This is a genomic window from Sphingomonas sp. KRR8, assembly GCF_023559245.1.
Taxonomy (GTDB): Bacteria; Pseudomonadota; Alphaproteobacteria; order Sphingomonadales; family Sphingomonadaceae; genus Sphingomicrobium.
Map to the genome: position 1 here is coordinate 2,049,071 of NZ_CP097462.1, position 15,528 is coordinate 2,064,598.

Consider the following 15,528-nt stretch of genomic DNA (forward strand, 5'->3'; position numbering starts at 1 on the left):
GGCTTGTGCTTGTAGTACATATGGCCGGCCGCGCAGCCAGCGGCCGCACCGGCGATGGCATGATGACCCGCATAGTGGCCGGCAACGCCCCCGGCGAGCGCACCGCGGATGCAACCCTTGGCTTCGCCGCCCGCGGGTGCGACCATCGCGGTCAGCGCCGCCATGGCGATCAGCATCGGACGAATGGTCATGGAGCTTCTCCTGCTTCGGATGAACTCGACGATGCCGACGTCCCCCGCGCCGCATCATGAACGTGATTCAAGCTTTGACCGTCCCGCAGCTTGCCAGAAGCAGGACAGCCCGCTATTGGCGCTCCCGCTTTCCAGATCGTTGGAAAAACCACCGGGCCGGCCAGTGAGGGCTGCCGTGTCAGGTGAGAAACGTCGCCCGTTCGCGGGCAACACAGGAGACGAAAATGCCCAAGCTCAAGACCAAGAGCGGCGTGAAGAAGCGCTTCAAGCTCACCGCCACTGGCAAGGTGAAGCATGGAGTCGCCGGCAAGCGCCACCGGCTGATCAGCCACAACGCCAAGTACATCCGTCAGAACCGCGGTACCGAAGTGCTCGCCGTCGCCGATACGGCGCGGGTGAAGCTCTGGGCCCCCTACGGTCTCAAGTAAGGAGTTCTGACAGATGGCACGCGTCAAAAGGGGTGTAACCACCCGCGCCAAGCACAAGCGCCTGTTGGATCAGGCCAAGGGCTATTACGGCCGCCGCAAGAACACGATCCGCATCGCCCGCCAGGCGGTCGAGAAGGCCGGGCAGTACGCCTACCGCGACCGCAAGGTGAAGAAGCGGAGCTTCCGCGCCCTGTGGATCCAGCGCATCAATGCCGCGGTTCGCGCCGAGGGGCTGACCTACGGTCAGTTCATGCATGCGCTGAAGCTCACGGGTGTCGACCTCGACCGGAAGGTCCTGGCTGACATGGCGATGCACGAGGGCGCCGCATTCTCGGCGCTGATCGCGCAGGCCCGCACCGCGCTTCCGGAGCAGGCCTCGGCCTAAGCCGCACGAACGCAGTGACGATTTAGGGAAAGGCGCTCCGGGGTAACCGGAGCGCCTTTCTTGTTGGCGGGCGTCAGAAAGTTTGGTGGGTGGTCGTTCCCGCCGTCACCACGGCATAGTCGACTGCTGTTCCCGCCGCCGCATCGACGGTCCACTCAGCCCCCGCATAGAGCCGCTTGCCGGGCAGTTCCTGACACTGATTCTTCGCGCGGCACGCCTTGCCGGCGGCCAGCTCGACGCTGACCGTGCCCTCGTTGCGGATGACCAGCTTGTCCCCCGAGCGGCGACTGGCCAGCTTCGGCACCAGCGCACCCGCCGGACGAAGCAGCACCAGCACATCATAGCCGATCAGCAGCTTGAGACCCGACACGTTGGTCTGGATGGTCCCGACGGTCGGCTTCACCGTCACCCGAAACACGCGTTCACGGGCTGGGAGTGCGCCGATCGCCGAGATCCGCAGCAGCTTGCGCTGCCCGGGCTCGAGGATCATTCGCGCCGGCGTTACCAGCAGACCCAGCTTCTCGGGATCAGGCTCGGTGCGCCGCTCCATGGTCGGAGCGCCGGGGTTCGTCACCTCATAGGGCTCGACCGTGACGTAGGCGCGATCCTTGTCGTTGTTCCACACCTCGATATCGCCGCGGGCCGGCTTGCCCGGCACCATGTCGATCACGAGCTGGCTCAGCACGATCTCGGCCGAGGCCGCCTGGGGCCAGGCCAGCGCGGCCGCCGCAACCATCGTAGCAGTCTGGATCAGACGTCGAATCATGAGCAGGTCACCGTTCCCAGGCTGAGATAATCCTTGTCCGCCGGCAGTGCGGGCAGGGCCACCGCGCATGGATTGCCGTCGGGACGAATGAAGCGCAACGACTTCGCACCCTGCTGGTCGAACTGGAACCAGCCACTGTCGGCGGTCACCATGTCCTCCGTTCCGTCGGCGACGCGGGCACCGCCGAGCGGGCGGCCGCCGCCGTCGACCAGCTTGCCGAACACGGTGGTCATTTTCTTCGCTGTCCAGACTGCGTGGGCGACATTGCCGGGGTAGAGTGTGACGGTGCGCGGCGCGGCATCGAAATCGATCGCGCCGCCGGACAGCGGCTTCAGCTGGATCTTGTAGCTGCGATAGGGCGAGAGGAAGATCGGCAGGCTGCGGCCGTTGATGATCCGTCCGCGCGGGATTCCATCGACCAGCAGCTCGAACGCGCCGCCACGGCCGCGCACGGTGGCGATCAACGCGCTTTCGGTCAGCTCACGTCCGCCGACGATCACACCGTCACCGCGCGCCGCACCGCCCGACTGGATGCTGAGCGAATAGCCGAAGTCGCCGCCGAGCCGCTTGATCACATCGGCGCGGGCGGTGCCGAAGCGGCTCTGGAGGCTGGCGCTGCCCTGGAGGCTGCTCTCGGTCTGGTCGCGGTTGAGCCCACCGGTGAGCGCCAGCTGCGCGTCTTCGAATGGCTGGGTCTGCCACTGGCTCGAGATGTTGGTGACGGCACGGGCGCGATTGCTCCCGTCCGAGCCGCGACTGAAGGCACCGCCGGCGCTGCTGACGGTGGTAAAGGCACCGCGGTTCATCGTCATGCGCGCGCCAATGAAGCCGGCCTTGCCCATCCGGGTGAACTGGAAGTCCGACAGCATCGTGAACTGGAGGCCGCCGATCTGCCCGACCCGCCAGGTGGCGCTCGGCCCGATGCTGTAGTCGCGCATCTGGTGGTCACCGCGGTAGAAACCGGTGACCTGCAGGGCCAGCGCGCCGAACTGGAACCCGACATTGCCATTGAGCTGCGTGAAGTTGCCGTTGCGGACCTCGTTGGCGTCCGCCTGCCGCCCGTCGAAGCCGAACCCGCTGTCCTGCAGGGGCAGCAGCGCGCCGCCGAACCGGCTGTTGACCCGGCGCAGGTCGAAATTGAACTGCAGCCGGCCAAGGTCCCCCGAGGCGACCTGGAGCAGGGCTCCGTGGTCATGCGCGCTCGACATGAAGCCGAGGGCCCTGACGCGGACCACGCTGGTCGCGACGTAGCCGCCGGCCTGGACAATTACCTTGTTCCGGGTGCCCGTGGCCCCGCTCTCCACCCCGAACCAGCGCGAGAGGCGGATGTTGGCCCCGGCGCTGTAGTAGAGTTGCTTGTCGAGGCTGACCGGGTGACCGGGACGGGTATTGGCGAGAAGGCCCGCCATGGCGTGAAACAGCGGCCGCCCAAGCGGTGCCATCTGCGCGCTGCGGACGAAGAACCGCCGCTCCTCCCGGACCGGGGCCCCGCCCTCCTGGATTCGAAGCACCAGATTGTAGGAGCCGCTGGGCAAGTGGGAGGTGTCGATGAGATTGTTGCCCGCCTCATAGTAGCGCGCGTCGACCAGACGGCCGTCGACCAGCACTTCGACGCGGGCCGGCTGCTGCAGGAAGAGGAACTGCGGGGTGCCTTGCAGGCGCTCGCGGTCGGCGCGGGTATCGAGCTGCGTTTCGAAGCCGACTCCCAGGATCCGCCGTTCTCCCGTGAAGTCGCTTCCCGGCGCCCAGAACAGGCCGGCCGACCAGCGCTGGTCGGGACGGTCGAGCTCGGCGACGAGATCGTCGACCAGCACTCCGAAGCCGGAAGCAAGGGCGACGTTGCTGCGGATCCGGCCGCTGCCGAGCGCAAGGACATTGCGGGTCTGGGCCTGGTAAAGCGGCGCGTGGCCGCCACTGCCCGAGAGGCTGAGGCCGAAGTTGCTGGCGAGCGAGAGGCCCGTGTCCGGCTTGGGCAGGAATCCGGTTGCGCCTTGCGCGACGGTCTTGAGGAGGCGCGGATTGACGAACAGATCGACCCGCAGGCGGTCCTCGTTGACGATGATTCCCGCCACCTCGGGCCGAAGGACCCCGCAATCGGTATCGTTGAGCTGGGCACAGACCAGCGTGGCGTTGCTGTCGAGTTCGCTTGCAAGCTGGCTCGCAAGCGCTGTTGGATCGGCAAGGTTGGGGACCAGGGCGGCGACTGCGGCAGGATCGGTGAAGCGGACCCGGCCATGGTCGATGGTGACCCGTGCGTCACCGACTCGGCGCTCGCTGAAGTAGATGTCCATCACCAGCGCGCGAGGACCGTCCAGTGCGGCGAAATCGTCGGGCGCGCTGACTCGCGCTTCAAAGCCGGTGCTGCTGCCGCCGGTGGCGGACGCACGCGCCGTCGCCACGGCCGCCGTCGCGGCGGTGGTGGCGCTCCACGCCGGTGACGCCGTCAGCGCCAGCAAGGCGCAGCCGGTCAGCAGCGGCGCGCGGGCGCCCGCGAGACTAGCCCGTCCCGTCATTCGGACCCGATGATGATCGTCAGCACGCCGCTGAAGGTGCCGCTGGGCGCCGCCTGCAATGCCGCCGCACGAAGGACAACGATGAGGCTGGCACTGCTTGGCGGCCCATTGTTGCAGTTGGCCTGAATGGCGGTGGTCAGCAGCCCAGTCAGCGGAACGTTGGGCCGAAGGGTCGTGCCCGAGGCCATGTTGGGCGCCTGGTTCCACTGCACTTCATAGGCCAGCGTTCCGCCGCCGCCCGCGAGGGTGAACGCCCCGCCTGCACCGTTGCCGGAAGCAGTCACGTTGTAGCCGGGTGTCGTCTTGGCGCTGTAGACACAGATGCTGCTGGCCAACGTGCGATCGGCTGAGAGGTTGGTGATCGTGCCGAAATTGTAGTCCGTTAGATTGCCGATCTTGACGAACTTTTCCTGTGCTGCGGCCGGGGTCGGAAGTCCGACCACCAGCAGCCCCAGCAGGGCAAGAAAAAAGCGGGGCAGCCAGCGGCCGCCCCGCTTCTGCCGGTTCCGCATGGGCGATGAAAAACGCGCCATTTACGGAACCAGCGAGCTCACTCGGGAGCCACGACCAGCGTCAGCACGCCGCCGTAGGTGGCGCCGGCCTGCATGTTGGTCAGGTTGGTGGTGTCCATCTTCACGACCAGGCTGGCGCTCTTGGTGCCAGACGCGCAGGTCGGCGTTGTCGCGGCCGAAGCCTGTCCGGTCAGGGCGGTGCCGGCGGTCAGCGCGGTGCCGCTGGTCTTCGCGACCAGCTGGTTCCACTCAACCGTGTAGTTCACCACCGGCAGGGTGCCGCTGGCGAGGGTGAACGCACCGCTGGCGCCGCTGCCCGTCGCCTTGATGTTGTACTTGTGCCCGGCGGTGTTGCTCCACACGCAGACGTCCTGCGGGTGGCTTTCCGCAACGGTCGGGTCGACGGACGCGATGGTGACATCGCTCAGGCCGCTGATCTGCACGCGAGCGGCGATGCTCGCATTGATGTTGACCAGACCGGTGGACGTTGCGCCCAGCGAGCCGTCCGTAGCCGCCTGAGCGGTTCCGGCGCCGGCCGTGGCAATGAGAAGGGCGACCGGCACCAGCCGGACAAGCGAATTGCGAATCATGTCTTTCCCCAAGACCTCCAGGAGCCTCCGGAAGTGGAGCGGCTCTGGTCCGTATTGGACCAAACAGGCGTTAAATTTGTCTCAACCGGCCCTTTCAAATTCCCAAGCGTCTGAAATCGCACGGCTTTGCCGCTGCGTTCAGCCACTGTCCCAGTCCGCGACATCGCCGACTTCACGAATCATGGAGTAAAGCCAAAATGGTTAGCGTCGCGTAAACCGTGTTTGCCGAATTTCGGGCGGGAACGGCCGCGTCCGCCTTCAGGTGAGTACGCGGTTGTGAGGTGGAGACACGACGATGCGCGCTTGCTCCTTGATGGTGGTGACCGGACTTCTGACGGTGGGAGCGGCGCCAGCTTCTGCGGCCGACGGAGCAATCGGACCCACGTCCACCGCGAGCGTGATGATCAGCGTGAGCGTTGCGCCCCGGGCCTGGACCAGCAGCTCGGGCACGCTCTGCATCGCCGCGCCGGCTGCCGGCTATTCGCTTCGACTGGCGGGGTCGACCGAGCCACTGGCGGGCGGCAGCTCAGCCGGGACCTGTTCAGCAGGCGGGCAGGCGGCGGCCGTTCCTGCCACGCTACAGGCAAGCGGCGAGACGCTGCTGATTGTCGCCGAATAGGAGCGGAGGCAGACTCAGTTTGGTGAGAATCACCACGGACGGCGACTGGAGCGGGCGAAGGGATTCGAACCCTCGACCCCAACCTTGGCAAGGTTGTGCTCTACCCCTGAGCTACGCCCGCTCTGGCGTCACGCCGGACGGACCGGCTGGGTGAGGCGGCGCAGCTAGCAGGGGTGTTCGAACCGTGCAACCCCTTCCGCGGCCAACCTTGCGGGTCGGCGTTGCCACGCTCATATGCCCCTCGACCTTCCGTTCGAGCATGGGATCAACGCACTCGTGGCCACTCTGGGACTAAGCGCGGACGAGCGCGACGCCATTGCCAAGTTCCAGAAGGACGTGCTCGAGCCGTCGATGACGGGGCTGGTGATCCTCGACTTCTGGGCGGAGTGGTGCGGACCGTGCAAGCAGCTCGGTCCGGTGCTCGAGAAGGTCGCCGCCGACTACGCGACGAAAGGCGTTAGGCTGGTCAAGGTCGACGTCGACCAGGACAAGGTCATCGCGGCCCAGTTCCGCATTCAGTCGATCCCGACGATTTATGCTTTCTTTGGCGGCCAGCCGGTCGCGGACCTGACGCCCTACCGCAGTGAGGGGCAGATCAAGAAGGCGCTCGACCAGTTGCTCGGCCAGCTGAACGTTCAGGGTGAGGAACAGGCGCTGGAGGCGGAGATCGAGCCGCTGATCGCCATGGGTGAGGAGGTGCTGGACAGCGGCGACGCTGCGCGGGCCACCAACATCTTCCGCCAGATACAGGAGATGGCGCCCGACAATCCGCAGGTGATCGGCGGCCTGGTCCGCGCGCTCATCGCCGAAGGTCACAAGGACGAAGCCCGGGCTCTGCTCGATTCGGCACCGGCCGAGGTCGCCGGCGATCCCGCGATCGCCCGCGCGAAGGCCGCGCTTGCGCTAACGGCCGCGGCTCCGGCCGAGCCGACCGATGCGCTGGAGCAGCGGCTCGCCGCCAACCCGGATGATCATGAGGCCCGCTACGAACTGGCTGGTGCGCGGATGGCCAATGGCGACCGCGACGGCGCGGCCGATGCGCTGCTCGACCTGATCCAGCGCGACCGCGGCTGGAACGACGGTGCGGCCCGGACGCGCTTTCTGCAGTTGCTTGAAGCATCCGGCCTGGAAGACCCGTGGGCGCGGGCGCAGCGCCGCCGGCTGTCGGCACTGCTGTTCACATGAGCGGGACGTCGTTGCGGATTCCGCTCTTCCCGATTGGCGGAGCCATCCTGTTTCCGCGCAGCCAGTTACCGCTGCACGTGTTCGAGCCGCGCTATCGGACGATGATCGAGGACGCGAGTGCCGGCGCGGCCCGAATCGGGATGATCCAGCCTCTGGGCACGGGCGACGATCCGCAGCATCCACCGCTCTATCGCGTCGGCTGCGTCGGCGAGATCGTGGGTTTGGAAGAGCTGGACGATGGCCGGTTCAACCTCGTCCTGCAGGGCTCGACCCGCTTCCGCCTGATCGCCGAGGCCGACGTCGGCACGCCCTATCGCCAGGCCGACGTCGATGAGGGCGCGTTCGACGACAGCGATCCCGATCCGCTTGGCCTAGCGCAGCGTTCGGAAGTCGAGCGCGAGGCGCGGCGGCTGGGTGATGCGATGGGTTTGACGGTGGACTGGTCGGCAGTCGGGCGTTTGGACGACGAAATGCTGGTCAATGCCATCGCCCAGGTCGCGCCATTTGACGTCGGGGCCAAGCAGGCATTGCTCGAGGCCGCGACACTGCCGGAGCGCGCCGACCTGCTGGTCCAGCTGATGCAGTTTCTAAGGCTGGCCGTCGGCGGCGGCGAGCAGAGCCCGCGCCTGCAATAATCAGGGCGGCCTGGCTTAGATCGGAAGTCCGCGCAACAGCAGCGGGAGGTCGCCGCTGGTTCCTCGCGCCTCGGCGTTGAGCCGTTCCTTGATCGGCTCCATCCTGTCGATCAGCGCCATGCCGAAGCGTCGCACCGCCGATGCCGCCTTGCCGGGCACGCCGTAGATGCGGGCCAGGCTGTCGGTCGACAGCGCCACCGACAGCGTGTCGAGCGCTCGCCACTTCTGGTATCGGTCGAGCAGCTGGGCGTTGCCGGGCTCCAGCCCGAGGCGCGCGCCATCCACCAGCACCTCCGCCAGCGCCGCAGCATCGCGCAGACCGAGGTTCAGCCCCTGTCCCGCAATCGGGTGGATGCCATGCGCGGCGTCACCGACCAGCGCCATCCGGTGATCGGTGATGCGGGCCGCATGATGGAACCCGAGCGGGTAGGTCGATCGCGGCGCGGTCATGCGGATGTTTCCGAGAAAGCCGCCCATGGCCGCCTTGACCTCGGACGCGAAGTCCTCGTCGCTGAGGCTCAGCCAGCCCGGCGCATCGGCCCCACTGATCGACCAGACTAGCGCCGAGCGGTGCGAACCATCCGCCATGTCGGTCATGGGCAGCAGCGCGAACGGGCCATCCGGGAAGAAGATCTCATAAGCGACGTCGTCGTGCGGGCGTTCATGCGCCAGCGTGGAAACGATCGCATTGTGGTCGTAACGCCAGCGCGCCAGCCGGATGCCCGCCGCATCGCGCGTGGGCGAATTGCGCCCTTCCGCCACGATCAGCAGCGGCGCTCGGACCTCGCGGCCGTCAGACAGCGCGACCGTCACGCCGAACTCGCCCCGGTCGATGGTTGCCGCGCTGCTCTGCCACAGCAGGGTGATCCCCGTCCCCGCCTCGGCCCGTGTCCGCAGGGCCGCGCGCAGGTGCCGGTTCTCGTGCATCCAGCCGAGCGGCTCGTCCGGTTCCGCCTCGAACGTCAGCCCACCGGGCGCGAGCCCGTCGGACGCCCGGATCTCCCTGATCGGACTACCCGCCTCGGGAAAGTGCTCCGCCACCCCGATCGTCCGCAGCAGTCGCATGGACGAGGACGAAATGGCGCTGGTGCGGCCGTCGAAGGCGGCGTCCTTGCGGAGGTCGGGGTCGGCGGGGTCGATGACCACGCTGGTCATGCCGCTGGCGTCCAGGGCGGAAGCCAGGGTCAATCCGACCAGGCCGCCCCCAAGAATGATGCAATCGCCGCTGATCATGGGCTCGCTCTGTCACCCCGGAGCCACTAGCGCAACGTGGGCTTGCGCCCGTCCTTGACCCCGGAGTCCACGGTCAGGCACAATGACGTCACTCGTGGGTGGGGAATGAAGCACATGGCGACGGTGGCAGGACGCGCGCAGCGGCGCGAGCTGGAGCCGGACTGGCGCGACCGGTTGATGGACACGCTCAAGGCGTTTGCCCTGCGGACGCTCGGCGCGCTGCTGCTCGCGGCCAGCCTTGGCCTCGCCGTTTCCCTGCTCACGCATCAGAGCACCGACCCCAGCTGGAGCACCGCTGCCGGCGGACCGGCCGAGAACTGGCTGGGTGCGCCCGGTGCCTACCTGTCAGACATCCTCCTTTTGCTGTTCGGGATTGGCGCGATCCTGTTCCTCCCGGTGATCGCCATGGCTGGCATCCGGTTGCTTCGCGGCGAGACCGCCGGTCGTCCGGGCCGGGCCTTGCTGTTGACGGGAATCGGGGCCCTGCTGCTCGGCGGTGCTCTTGGCCTCACCGCCGGTTCGGCGGTCTCCGGTTTGCCGGGTGGTTGGGGTGGCGCACTTGGCCTCGCTGGCGCTCATGGCCTGGAGTTCGGCCTGGAGAAAATCGGCAATGCGGCGATCGCCGGGCCGATGCGGCTGGCGCTGATCGTAGTGCTGGCGCTCGCCGGCGTCGCGCTGGCGTTCCTGGCGCTTGGCTTGCGCGATGACGAGCGTGGCTGGGTGGCGGAGCGCTTCCGCCGCGCCGACCGCGAGGATCGCCCGGTCAAGCCGCGCAAGACCGCAGCTGCGCGCGAGAAAAGGATTGAGGACAGTGTCGCCACTCCGCCGCGCTCCCGGCCGGAGGTTTCCGTCATGGAGCCGAGTGGAGCAATCAAGCCCGCACGTGGCAAGGCGGACAAGACAGCGAGCCGGGCACAGCAGCAGAGCCTGGCGCTCGGCGACAATTACCAGTTGCCCCCCATCGACTTGCTGACGGCCCCCCCGGCGAACAGCCGCGCCCCGATCGACAAGGCCGGGCTTGAACGCAATGCCCGCCTGCTTGAAGGGGTGCTCGAGGACTTTCACGTCCGCGGCGAGATCGTCGAGGTGCGTCCGGGTCCGGTCGTCACCATGTACGAGCTGGAGCCCGCCAGCGGCATCAAGGCGAGCCGCGTCATCCAGCTGGCCGACGATATCGCCCGGAACATGTCGGCGCTGTCCGCACGCGTCGCCACCATCCCCGGCCGCAGCGTGATCGGGATCGAGCTGCCCAACGTAAAGCGCGAAACGGTCGCTCTTCGCGAACTCATCGCCAGCCAGGCGTTCGAGGACCAGTCGATGAGCCTGCCACTGATCCTCGGCAAGAACATCGCCGGGGATCCGGTGATCGCCGACCTCGCGCCCATGCCGCACCTGCTGGTCGCCGGCACCACCGGCTCGGGCAAGTCGGTTGGCTTGAACGCCATGATCCTGTCGCTGCTCTACCGGATGACCCCGGACGAGTGCCGGATGATCATGATCGATCCCAAGATGCTCGAACTCAGCGTCTACGACGACATCCCGCACCTGTTGTCGCCGGTCGTGACGGAGCCGGCCAAGGCGATCCGCGCGCTTAAGTGGGCGGTCGAGCAGATGGAGGAACGCTATCGCATGATGGCGAGCCTCGGCGTGCGCGCGCTCAAGAGCTTCAACGAGAAGGTGCTGGACGCCAAGGCTCGGGGCACGAAGCTCGGGCGGCGGGTGCAGACCGGCTATGATGCCGACAGCGGTCAGCCCATCTACGAGACGGAAGAGCTCGAATACGAAGTCCTGCCGCAGGTGGTGGTGGTGGTCGACGAGCTGGCCGACCTGATGATGACCGCCGGCAAGGAGGTCGAGTTCCTGATCCAGCGGCTGGCCCAGAAGGCCCGCGCCGCCGGCATCCACCTGATCATGGCCACGCAGCGCCCCTCGGTCGACGTCATCACTGGCGTCATCAAGGCCAACCTTCCCACCCGCATCAGCTTCCAGGTCACCAGCAAGATCGACAGCCGCACCATCCTTGGCGAGCAGGGCGCCGAGCAGCTGCTGGGCAAGGGCGACATGCTCTACATGCCCGGCGGCAAGCAGATCCTGCGCGTCCATGGCCCCTTCGTCAGCGACGAGGAGGTCCGCGCGGTCGCCGAGCATTGGCGGCGTCAGGGCACGCCCGACTATATCCAGGCGGTCACCGAAGAGCCGGAGGACGGCGGCTACCTGCTCGACGGAGCCCCAGCTGGCGAGGACGATGCGGAAAGCCAGCTGTACCGGAAGGCAATCCAGATCGTCGCGGAAAGCCAGAAGGCGTCAACCTCCTATCTCCAGCGCCAGCTACGCGTTGGCTACAATAGCGCGGCACGGCTGATCGAGCGGATGGAGAAGGACGGCCGGGTGGGTCAGCCCGACCATGTCGGCAGGCGTGAGGTGTTGATGGACATGGACGGCCACATTCTCTGACCGTGCCTGAACTGTTCGGAACCGCCGGGTTCAGAGCGCATTCAACGGAAAACCGCCATTCGCGCGACAATGAACGCCCTTCAGGAGCCTGCATGACCTTCTCAAGCTTTTCCGCGCGTTTGCTCGCGCCCGTTGCCGCGGTGGCTATGGCCACCTCCAGCGGCACGGCACTCGCGCAGAGCGCCGACTCCCTTGGCCAGGTGGAACGCTCGCTTGCGGCCACCCAGTCGCTGGTCGCCAACTTCATCCAGACGGACCAGAAGAACCGCCAATTGCGCGGCACGCTGCAACTCAAGCGCCCCGGCAAGATCCGGTTTGAATATGGTGCCGGTGCCAATATGCTGCTGGTCGCCGACGGCAAGAAGCTGACGTTCATCGACTATGACGTCGGGCAGAAGAATAGTTGGGGCATCGGCAACTCGCCATTGTCGGTCCTGCTTTCACCGCAGCCCGACCTGAAGCGGATTGCGACGCTGGTCCCGACCAGCGACCCGCGCATCCTGCTGGTTCGCGCGCGTGACAACCGCCGGCCGGAGTTCGGCACCATCATCCTCGCCTTCGTGAAGAGCGGTGCGGCACCGGGCGGCCTCCGGCTGGAGGGCTGGACGGCCATCGACGCGCAGAGCAAGCGAACCACCGTCAAGCTCGACAGCCAGCGCTACAATGTCCCCATTCCCGACGGAGCCTTCAGCTATGCCGAGCCCAAGTCGCGGAAATAACGACGGGATTCCCGTATTCGAATCGAAACTGTTAATGTGACCGACAGGCAAAAGCTGCTAAACCGCTTTGTGATCGTCAGCTGAGCCGGGGTTTCCCCCTGTTACCCGGACGCCGGCGATCCCTCGCGTGACGAACGCTTGGTCGGCCCTCGCTCCATGCCCCCGGAGCGGGGGCCTTTGCGTATCAGGGCACGGCCGGGCTAGGGAACGCGTGTGACAAGCCTGAAGATCGCCAGCTGGAACATCAATTCGGTGCGCGCCCGCGCCACCATCGTCGAGCGCTTTCTGACCGAGGAAGCGCCCGATGTGCTTTGCCTCCAGGAAACCAAGGCCGCCAACGATGTCTTCCCCTGCGACCTGTTCCACCGTCTGGGCTACGTCCATCAGCAGCTGAACGGCCAGCGCATGCATCATGGCGTGGCGATCCTCTCACGGGTGCCGCTTGCTGATTCTGGAAGTCACGACTGGCAGGACAATGGCGAAGCGCGGCATGTTGGCGCGCGACTACCGGGCGGACTTCGGATCGAGAATGTCTATGTTCCGGCCGGCGGCGACGTGCCCGACCGGAGGCTCAACCCCAAGTTCGGTCAGAAGCTCGACTTCCTCGAGCGAATGACCCGCTGGTCGGAAGGCCTGAGCGAACCAACCGTGATCGTTGGTGACTTCAACGTCGCCCCGCTCGAATGCGACGTGTGGAGCCACAAGGCGCTGCTCGACGTGGTCAGCCACACGCCGATCGAGGTAGAGACGCTGGGCCGACTGCAAGCGGCGCACGGATGGGTCGATCTGGGCCGGCAGTTCATCCCGGCCCCTGCCCGCAACTACACCTGGTGGAGCTATCGCTCGGCCGACTGGACGAAGAATGACCGTGGGCGGCGTCTTGACCATATGTGGTGCTCGCCCGAATTGGCCGGGCAGGCGACCGGCCATGCCGTGCACGAGCCCTGCCGCGCGTGGGAAAAGCCGTCCGACCATGTGCCATTGGTGGTCGAGTTCGCCCTGTGAACCAGGTCCGCGCGGCAGTCGCCGTGCTGGCGGCAGGGCAAGCGATCACCGTGGGCGACCTGACGGTCGCATCGGTCGAGACTGGCGAAGACCCCGGCGGCGACCTTCTGATAAGTGGCGAACGGGCCGCCGCGCTTGGGCTTGGCCAGCGCCGGGAAGCCGCCGACCCGCAACAGCCCGTGCTTGTCCTTCGCTCCGATTGGCTTGATTCGGCCGCGGTTCGCCGGCTGGTCGATCCCAGCCTGGATTTCAGCCGTGGACCGCTCGGCCCGCTTGCGCTCGGCAGCGTGAGTGACGGCAGCAGCGCGGCGGCAGCCTTGACGCTCGCCCGCCTAGCGTCTCTCCTGCCGGCGCTCTGGCTAGCCCCGGCCGGATCGTCCGTCCTTCGAATTGGCACCGAAGAAGCGCGGGCAGCGAGCCATCGGCGCCACGTCACCCTCGCCGCCCGCGCGCGCCTCCCTATCGACGGAGTCGATGTCGAGACGCAAATCGCGGTTTTTCGCTCGGCCGAGGACGGCAGTGAGCACGCCGCCATCATCGTTGGCGCACCGAGTGGCACACCTCCGCTCGTTCGGCTGCACAGCGAGTGCCTGACTGGCGACGTATTCGGCAGCCTCAAGTGCGATTGCGGGCCGCAACTCAAAGCCGCGCTCCGGCTGATCGCGAATGGCGGCGGAGGCGTCCTCCTTTACCTGCGCGACGAGGGACGGGGCATCGGCCTCAGCAACAAGATCCGCGCCTATCAGCTGCAGGACCGTGGTTTGGACACCGTCGAGGCCAACCGGCGCCTCGGCTTCCCGGATGATGTGCGGGATTATGCGTTGGCGGCCGCCATGCTGCGCACGTTCGGCATCGACCGCGTTCGGCTGCTGACCAACAATCCGGCCAAGCTGGCGGGGCTTCAACAGGCGGGGATCGCGGTGGTGGAGCGCGTTGCCCATCACATGCCGGCCAACCCGCACAATGCGGATTACCTCGACACGAAGCGCCGGAAGAGCGGTCACCTGGACTGAGCAGGTCAGTCCGCGAATAAAGCGGTGCCCACCCGCACGACCGTCGCCCCCAGCATGACCGCTGCCTTGTAATCGCCGCTCATCCCCATGCTGAGGCCGGTGACGTCATGACGCCGCGCCAGCTTGGCGAGCAGCGCGAAATAGGGTGACGGCTCCACCCCCGCGGGCGGAATGCACATCAGCCCGGCCAGCGGCAGCGGACTGGCGCGCACCTGGTCGAGGAACGCCGGCAACTCGGCCAGCGCCACGCCGCCCTTCTGTTCCTCGGCGCCGATGTTCACCTGGACATAGACAGCGGGATAGCGACCCGCTCGCTCCCCCGCCCTGACCAGCGCGTCGAGCAGGCTTGCCCGGTCGAGCGAGTGGATCACGTCGAACAGCTGAACCGCTTCGTCCGCCTTGTTGGACTGCAGGCGGCCGATGCAGTGCAGCGTAACGTCAGGGTGCGCAGCCTTGAGCCCGGACCATTTGTCCGCGGCTTCCTGCACCCGGCTTTCGCCGAAGATCTTCTGCCCGGCAGCAATGAGTTCCTCCACCTCCCCCGCGGACCTGGTCTTGGACACGGCCACCAAGGTCACCGAATCAGGGTCGCGCCCTGCAGTTCGGGCTGCGGCGGCAATCCCGTCTCGAACGGAGGCAAGGCGGGTAGCAGCATCAATCACGCCGCGCTGCTATAGCGACACCAATGACGACGCAACGCTGGCCCAGCGCCTGGCTGATGACCGACGAACGGATGGGTGACCGCCTGTGGCCGGCGCTCGATCGTGCGGGTGACCTCGGCGCGGGCGTCATCGTTCGGCACCACGCGACTGAGCCCCAGGGGCGCATGCTTATCACTCGGAAGGTCGCGGACCTTTGCCATCGTTGCGGACTGATTCTTGGCGTTGCCCGCGATCCGATCCTGGCGCGCGCGCTCGGGGCCGCTTTCGTCCACAATCCGGAGGGCTCCAGCCTTGGACTGCCCTTCTCGCGCTCGGTGCATGACGAAGCAGAGGCCCGCGCGGCCGCTCGGGACGGCGCCGCACTGGTGTTTGTGTCGCCAGTCTATTGCACCCGCTCCCACCCGGGCGCGCCGGCGCTGGGTGAGAAGGAGGCCGCAAGGTTGGCTCGACTCGCGGCTGTCCCGGCCTTTGCGCTGGGTGGAATCGACGAACGAGCAATGCGCAAACTGCCGAAGCTAGGCTTCGCTGGATGGGCGGGAATTGATGCCTGGCTGGCCATGGCGGAGCAACCGTAAACCGAAGGTGCCGTCACGGGATTTCTCCCGTCACGCGGCCGGC

Annotated in this window: 17 protein-coding genes and 1 tRNA gene; 11 read left to right on the forward strand and 7 right to left on the reverse strand. The window is 66.9% G+C overall.

Annotated elements, in window-relative coordinates; all coding sequences use genetic code 11:
- Nucleotides 1–20: 20 nt before the first annotated feature.
- The 3 genes from M8312_RS10285 to rplT all read left to right on the forward strand — a co-directional run bounded on the left by M8312_RS10285 (nt 21) and on the right by rplT (nt 1,004).
- Complete coding sequence (locus M8312_RS10285) at nt 21–251, forward strand: hypothetical protein (RefSeq protein ID WP_250117604.1); 231 nt, start codon at nt 21–23, stop codon at nt 249–251.
- A gap of 164 nt (nt 252–415) precedes the next feature.
- Nucleotides 416–619: a 50S ribosomal protein L35 gene (gene rpmI, locus M8312_RS10290; RefSeq protein ID WP_114227521.1), complete on the forward strand. Its 204-nt coding sequence runs from the start codon at nt 416–418 to the stop codon at nt 617–619.
- A gap of 13 nt (nt 620–632) precedes the next feature.
- Nucleotides 633–1,004 carry a 50S ribosomal protein L20 gene (gene rplT / locus M8312_RS10295; RefSeq protein ID WP_250117605.1) on the forward strand — a complete coding sequence of 124 codons (372 nt, stop codon included), beginning with the start codon at nt 633–635 and terminating at the stop codon, nt 1,002–1,004.
- 73 nt (nt 1,005–1,077) lie between these two features.
- Here rplT and M8312_RS10300 read toward each other — a convergent pair whose 3' ends face one another.
- From M8312_RS10300 to M8312_RS10315, 4 genes are read right to left on the reverse strand one after another with little or no spacing between them, the layout of a single operon-like run.
- On the reverse strand, nt 1,078–1,770 hold the full coding sequence (locus tag M8312_RS10300; protein WP_250117606.1) for a fimbrial biogenesis chaperone: 693 nt from the start codon (nt 1,768–1,770) through the stop codon (nt 1,078–1,080).
- On the reverse strand, nt 1,767–4,283 hold the full coding sequence (locus M8312_RS10305; protein ID WP_250117607.1) for a TcfC E-set like domain-containing protein: 2,517 nt from the start codon (nt 4,281–4,283) through the stop codon (nt 1,767–1,769). The genes M8312_RS10300 and M8312_RS10305 overlap by 4 nt, the downstream gene beginning before the upstream one ends.
- Nucleotides 4,280–4,795, reverse strand: coding sequence for a hypothetical protein (locus tag M8312_RS10310; RefSeq protein ID WP_250117608.1), 516 nt, complete (start codon nt 4,793–4,795; stop codon nt 4,280–4,282). The genes M8312_RS10305 and M8312_RS10310 overlap by 4 nt, the downstream gene beginning before the upstream one ends.
- A 38-nt stretch (nt 4,796–4,833) precedes the next feature.
- A complete protein-coding gene (locus M8312_RS10315) occupies nt 4,834–5,385 on the reverse strand; it encodes a hypothetical protein (RefSeq protein ID WP_250117609.1) in 552 nt (183 codons plus the stop codon).
- 319 nt (nt 5,386–5,704) lie between these two features.
- Between M8312_RS10315 and M8312_RS10320 the strand changes: the two genes are divergently transcribed.
- Entirely contained in the window at nt 5,705–6,004 is a 300-nt protein-coding gene (locus M8312_RS10320) for a hypothetical protein (RefSeq protein ID WP_250117610.1), read from the forward strand.
- Nucleotides 6,005–6,050: 46 nt separating this feature from the next.
- Here M8312_RS10320 and M8312_RS10325 read toward each other — a convergent pair.
- Nucleotides 6,051–6,125 (reverse strand) — tRNA-Gly (locus M8312_RS10325).
- A gap of 113 nt (nt 6,126–6,238) precedes the next feature.
- On the opposite strand from M8312_RS10325, the gene M8312_RS10330 reads away from it, so the two are divergent.
- Both M8312_RS10330 and M8312_RS10335 read left to right on the forward strand, forming a co-directional pair.
- On the forward strand, nt 6,239–7,189 hold the full coding sequence (locus tag M8312_RS10330; RefSeq protein ID WP_250117611.1) for a tetratricopeptide repeat protein: 951 nt from the start codon (nt 6,239–6,241) through the stop codon (nt 7,187–7,189).
- Nucleotides 7,186–7,824 (forward strand): LON peptidase substrate-binding domain-containing protein, encoded by a 639-nt coding sequence (locus M8312_RS10335; protein WP_250117612.1) that lies wholly within the window; start codon nt 7,186–7,188, stop codon nt 7,822–7,824. The genes M8312_RS10330 and M8312_RS10335 overlap by 4 nt, the downstream gene beginning before the upstream one ends.
- 15 nt (nt 7,825–7,839) lie before the next feature.
- Here the strand turns inward: M8312_RS10335 and M8312_RS10340 are convergent, their stop codons facing one another.
- Nucleotides 7,840–9,057 carry an FAD-dependent monooxygenase gene (locus M8312_RS10340; protein WP_250117613.1) on the reverse strand — a complete coding sequence of 406 codons (1,218 nt, stop codon included), beginning with the start codon at nt 9,055–9,057 and terminating at the stop codon, nt 7,840–7,842.
- A gap of 114 nt (nt 9,058–9,171) precedes the next feature.
- Between M8312_RS10340 and M8312_RS10345 the strand changes: the two genes are divergently transcribed.
- The 4 genes from M8312_RS10345 (at nt 9,172) to ribA (ending at nt 14,248) form a co-directional block, all read left to right on the forward strand.
- A complete protein-coding gene (locus tag M8312_RS10345) occupies nt 9,172–11,511 on the forward strand; it encodes an FtsK/SpoIIIE family DNA translocase (RefSeq protein WP_502957458.1) in 2,340 nt (779 codons plus the stop codon).
- 92 nt (nt 11,512–11,603) lie between these two features.
- On the forward strand, nt 11,604–12,230 hold the full coding sequence (locus M8312_RS10350; protein WP_250117614.1) for a LolA family protein: 627 nt from the start codon (nt 11,604–11,606) through the stop codon (nt 12,228–12,230).
- A 222-nt stretch (nt 12,231–12,452) separates the two neighbouring features.
- The gene (xth, locus tag M8312_RS10355) at nt 12,453–13,235 is read left to right on the forward strand and encodes an exodeoxyribonuclease III (RefSeq protein WP_250119768.1); all 783 of its coding nucleotides are present in this window, start codon (nt 12,453–12,455) and stop codon (nt 13,233–13,235) included.
- Entirely contained in the window at nt 13,232–14,248 is a 1,017-nt protein-coding gene (ribA, locus tag M8312_RS10360; RefSeq protein WP_250117615.1) for a GTP cyclohydrolase II, read from the forward strand. Before xth ends, ribA begins: the two co-directional genes overlap by 4 nt.
- A 5-nt stretch (nt 14,249–14,253) precedes the next feature.
- On the opposite strand, the gene M8312_RS10365 is transcribed toward ribA, so the two are convergent.
- Nucleotides 14,254–14,910, reverse strand: coding sequence for a YggS family pyridoxal phosphate-dependent enzyme (locus tag M8312_RS10365; RefSeq protein ID WP_250117616.1), 657 nt, complete (start codon nt 14,908–14,910; stop codon nt 14,254–14,256).
- Nucleotides 14,911–14,933: 23 nt separating this feature from the next.
- On the opposite strand from M8312_RS10365, the gene M8312_RS10370 reads away from it, so the two are divergent.
- Nucleotides 14,934–15,485 carry a thiamine phosphate synthase gene (locus tag M8312_RS10370; protein WP_250117617.1) on the forward strand — a complete coding sequence of 184 codons (552 nt, stop codon included), beginning with the start codon at nt 14,934–14,936 and terminating at the stop codon, nt 15,483–15,485.
- Nucleotides 15,486–15,528: the final 43 nt, after the last annotated feature.

Excerpts from the sequence above, each read along its gene's own strand:
- M8312_RS10285 (WP_250117604.1), top strand. The coding sequence starts at position 21 with ATGGCCGGCCGCGCAGCCAGCGGCCGCACCGGCGATGGCATGATGACC.
- rpmI (WP_114227521.1), top strand. The coding sequence starts at position 416 with ATGCCCAAGCTCAAGACCAAGAGCGGCGTGAAGAAGCGCTTCAAGCTC.
- rplT (WP_250117605.1), top strand. The coding sequence starts at position 633 with ATGGCACGCGTCAAAAGGGGTGTAACCACCCGCGCCAAGCACAAGCGC.
- M8312_RS10300 (WP_250117606.1), bottom strand. The coding sequence starts at position 1,770 with ATGATTCGACGTCTGATCCAGACTGCTACGATGGTTGCGGCGGCCGCG.
- M8312_RS10305 (WP_250117607.1), bottom strand. The coding sequence starts at position 4,283 with ATGACGGGACGGGCTAGTCTCGCGGGCGCCCGCGCGCCGCTGCTGACC.
- M8312_RS10310 (WP_250117608.1), bottom strand. The coding sequence starts at position 4,795 with ATGCGGAACCGGCAGAAGCGGGGCGGCCGCTGGCTGCCCCGCTTTTTT.
- M8312_RS10315 (WP_250117609.1), bottom strand. The coding sequence starts at position 5,385 with ATGATTCGCAATTCGCTTGTCCGGCTGGTGCCGGTCGCCCTTCTCATT.
- M8312_RS10330 (WP_250117611.1), top strand. The coding sequence starts at position 6,239 with ATGCCCCTCGACCTTCCGTTCGAGCATGGGATCAACGCACTCGTGGCC.
- M8312_RS10335 (WP_250117612.1), top strand. The coding sequence starts at position 7,186 with ATGAGCGGGACGTCGTTGCGGATTCCGCTCTTCCCGATTGGCGGAGCC.
- M8312_RS10340 (WP_250117613.1), bottom strand. The coding sequence starts at position 9,057 with ATGATCAGCGGCGATTGCATCATTCTTGGGGGCGGCCTGGTCGGATTG.
- M8312_RS10345 (WP_502957458.1), top strand. The coding sequence starts at position 9,172 with ATGGCGACGGTGGCAGGACGCGCGCAGCGGCGCGAGCTGGAGCCGGAC.
- M8312_RS10350 (WP_250117614.1), top strand. The coding sequence starts at position 11,604 with ATGACCTTCTCAAGCTTTTCCGCGCGTTTGCTCGCGCCCGTTGCCGCG.
- M8312_RS10370 (WP_250117617.1), top strand. The coding sequence starts at position 14,934 with ATGACGACGCAACGCTGGCCCAGCGCCTGGCTGATGACCGACGAACGG.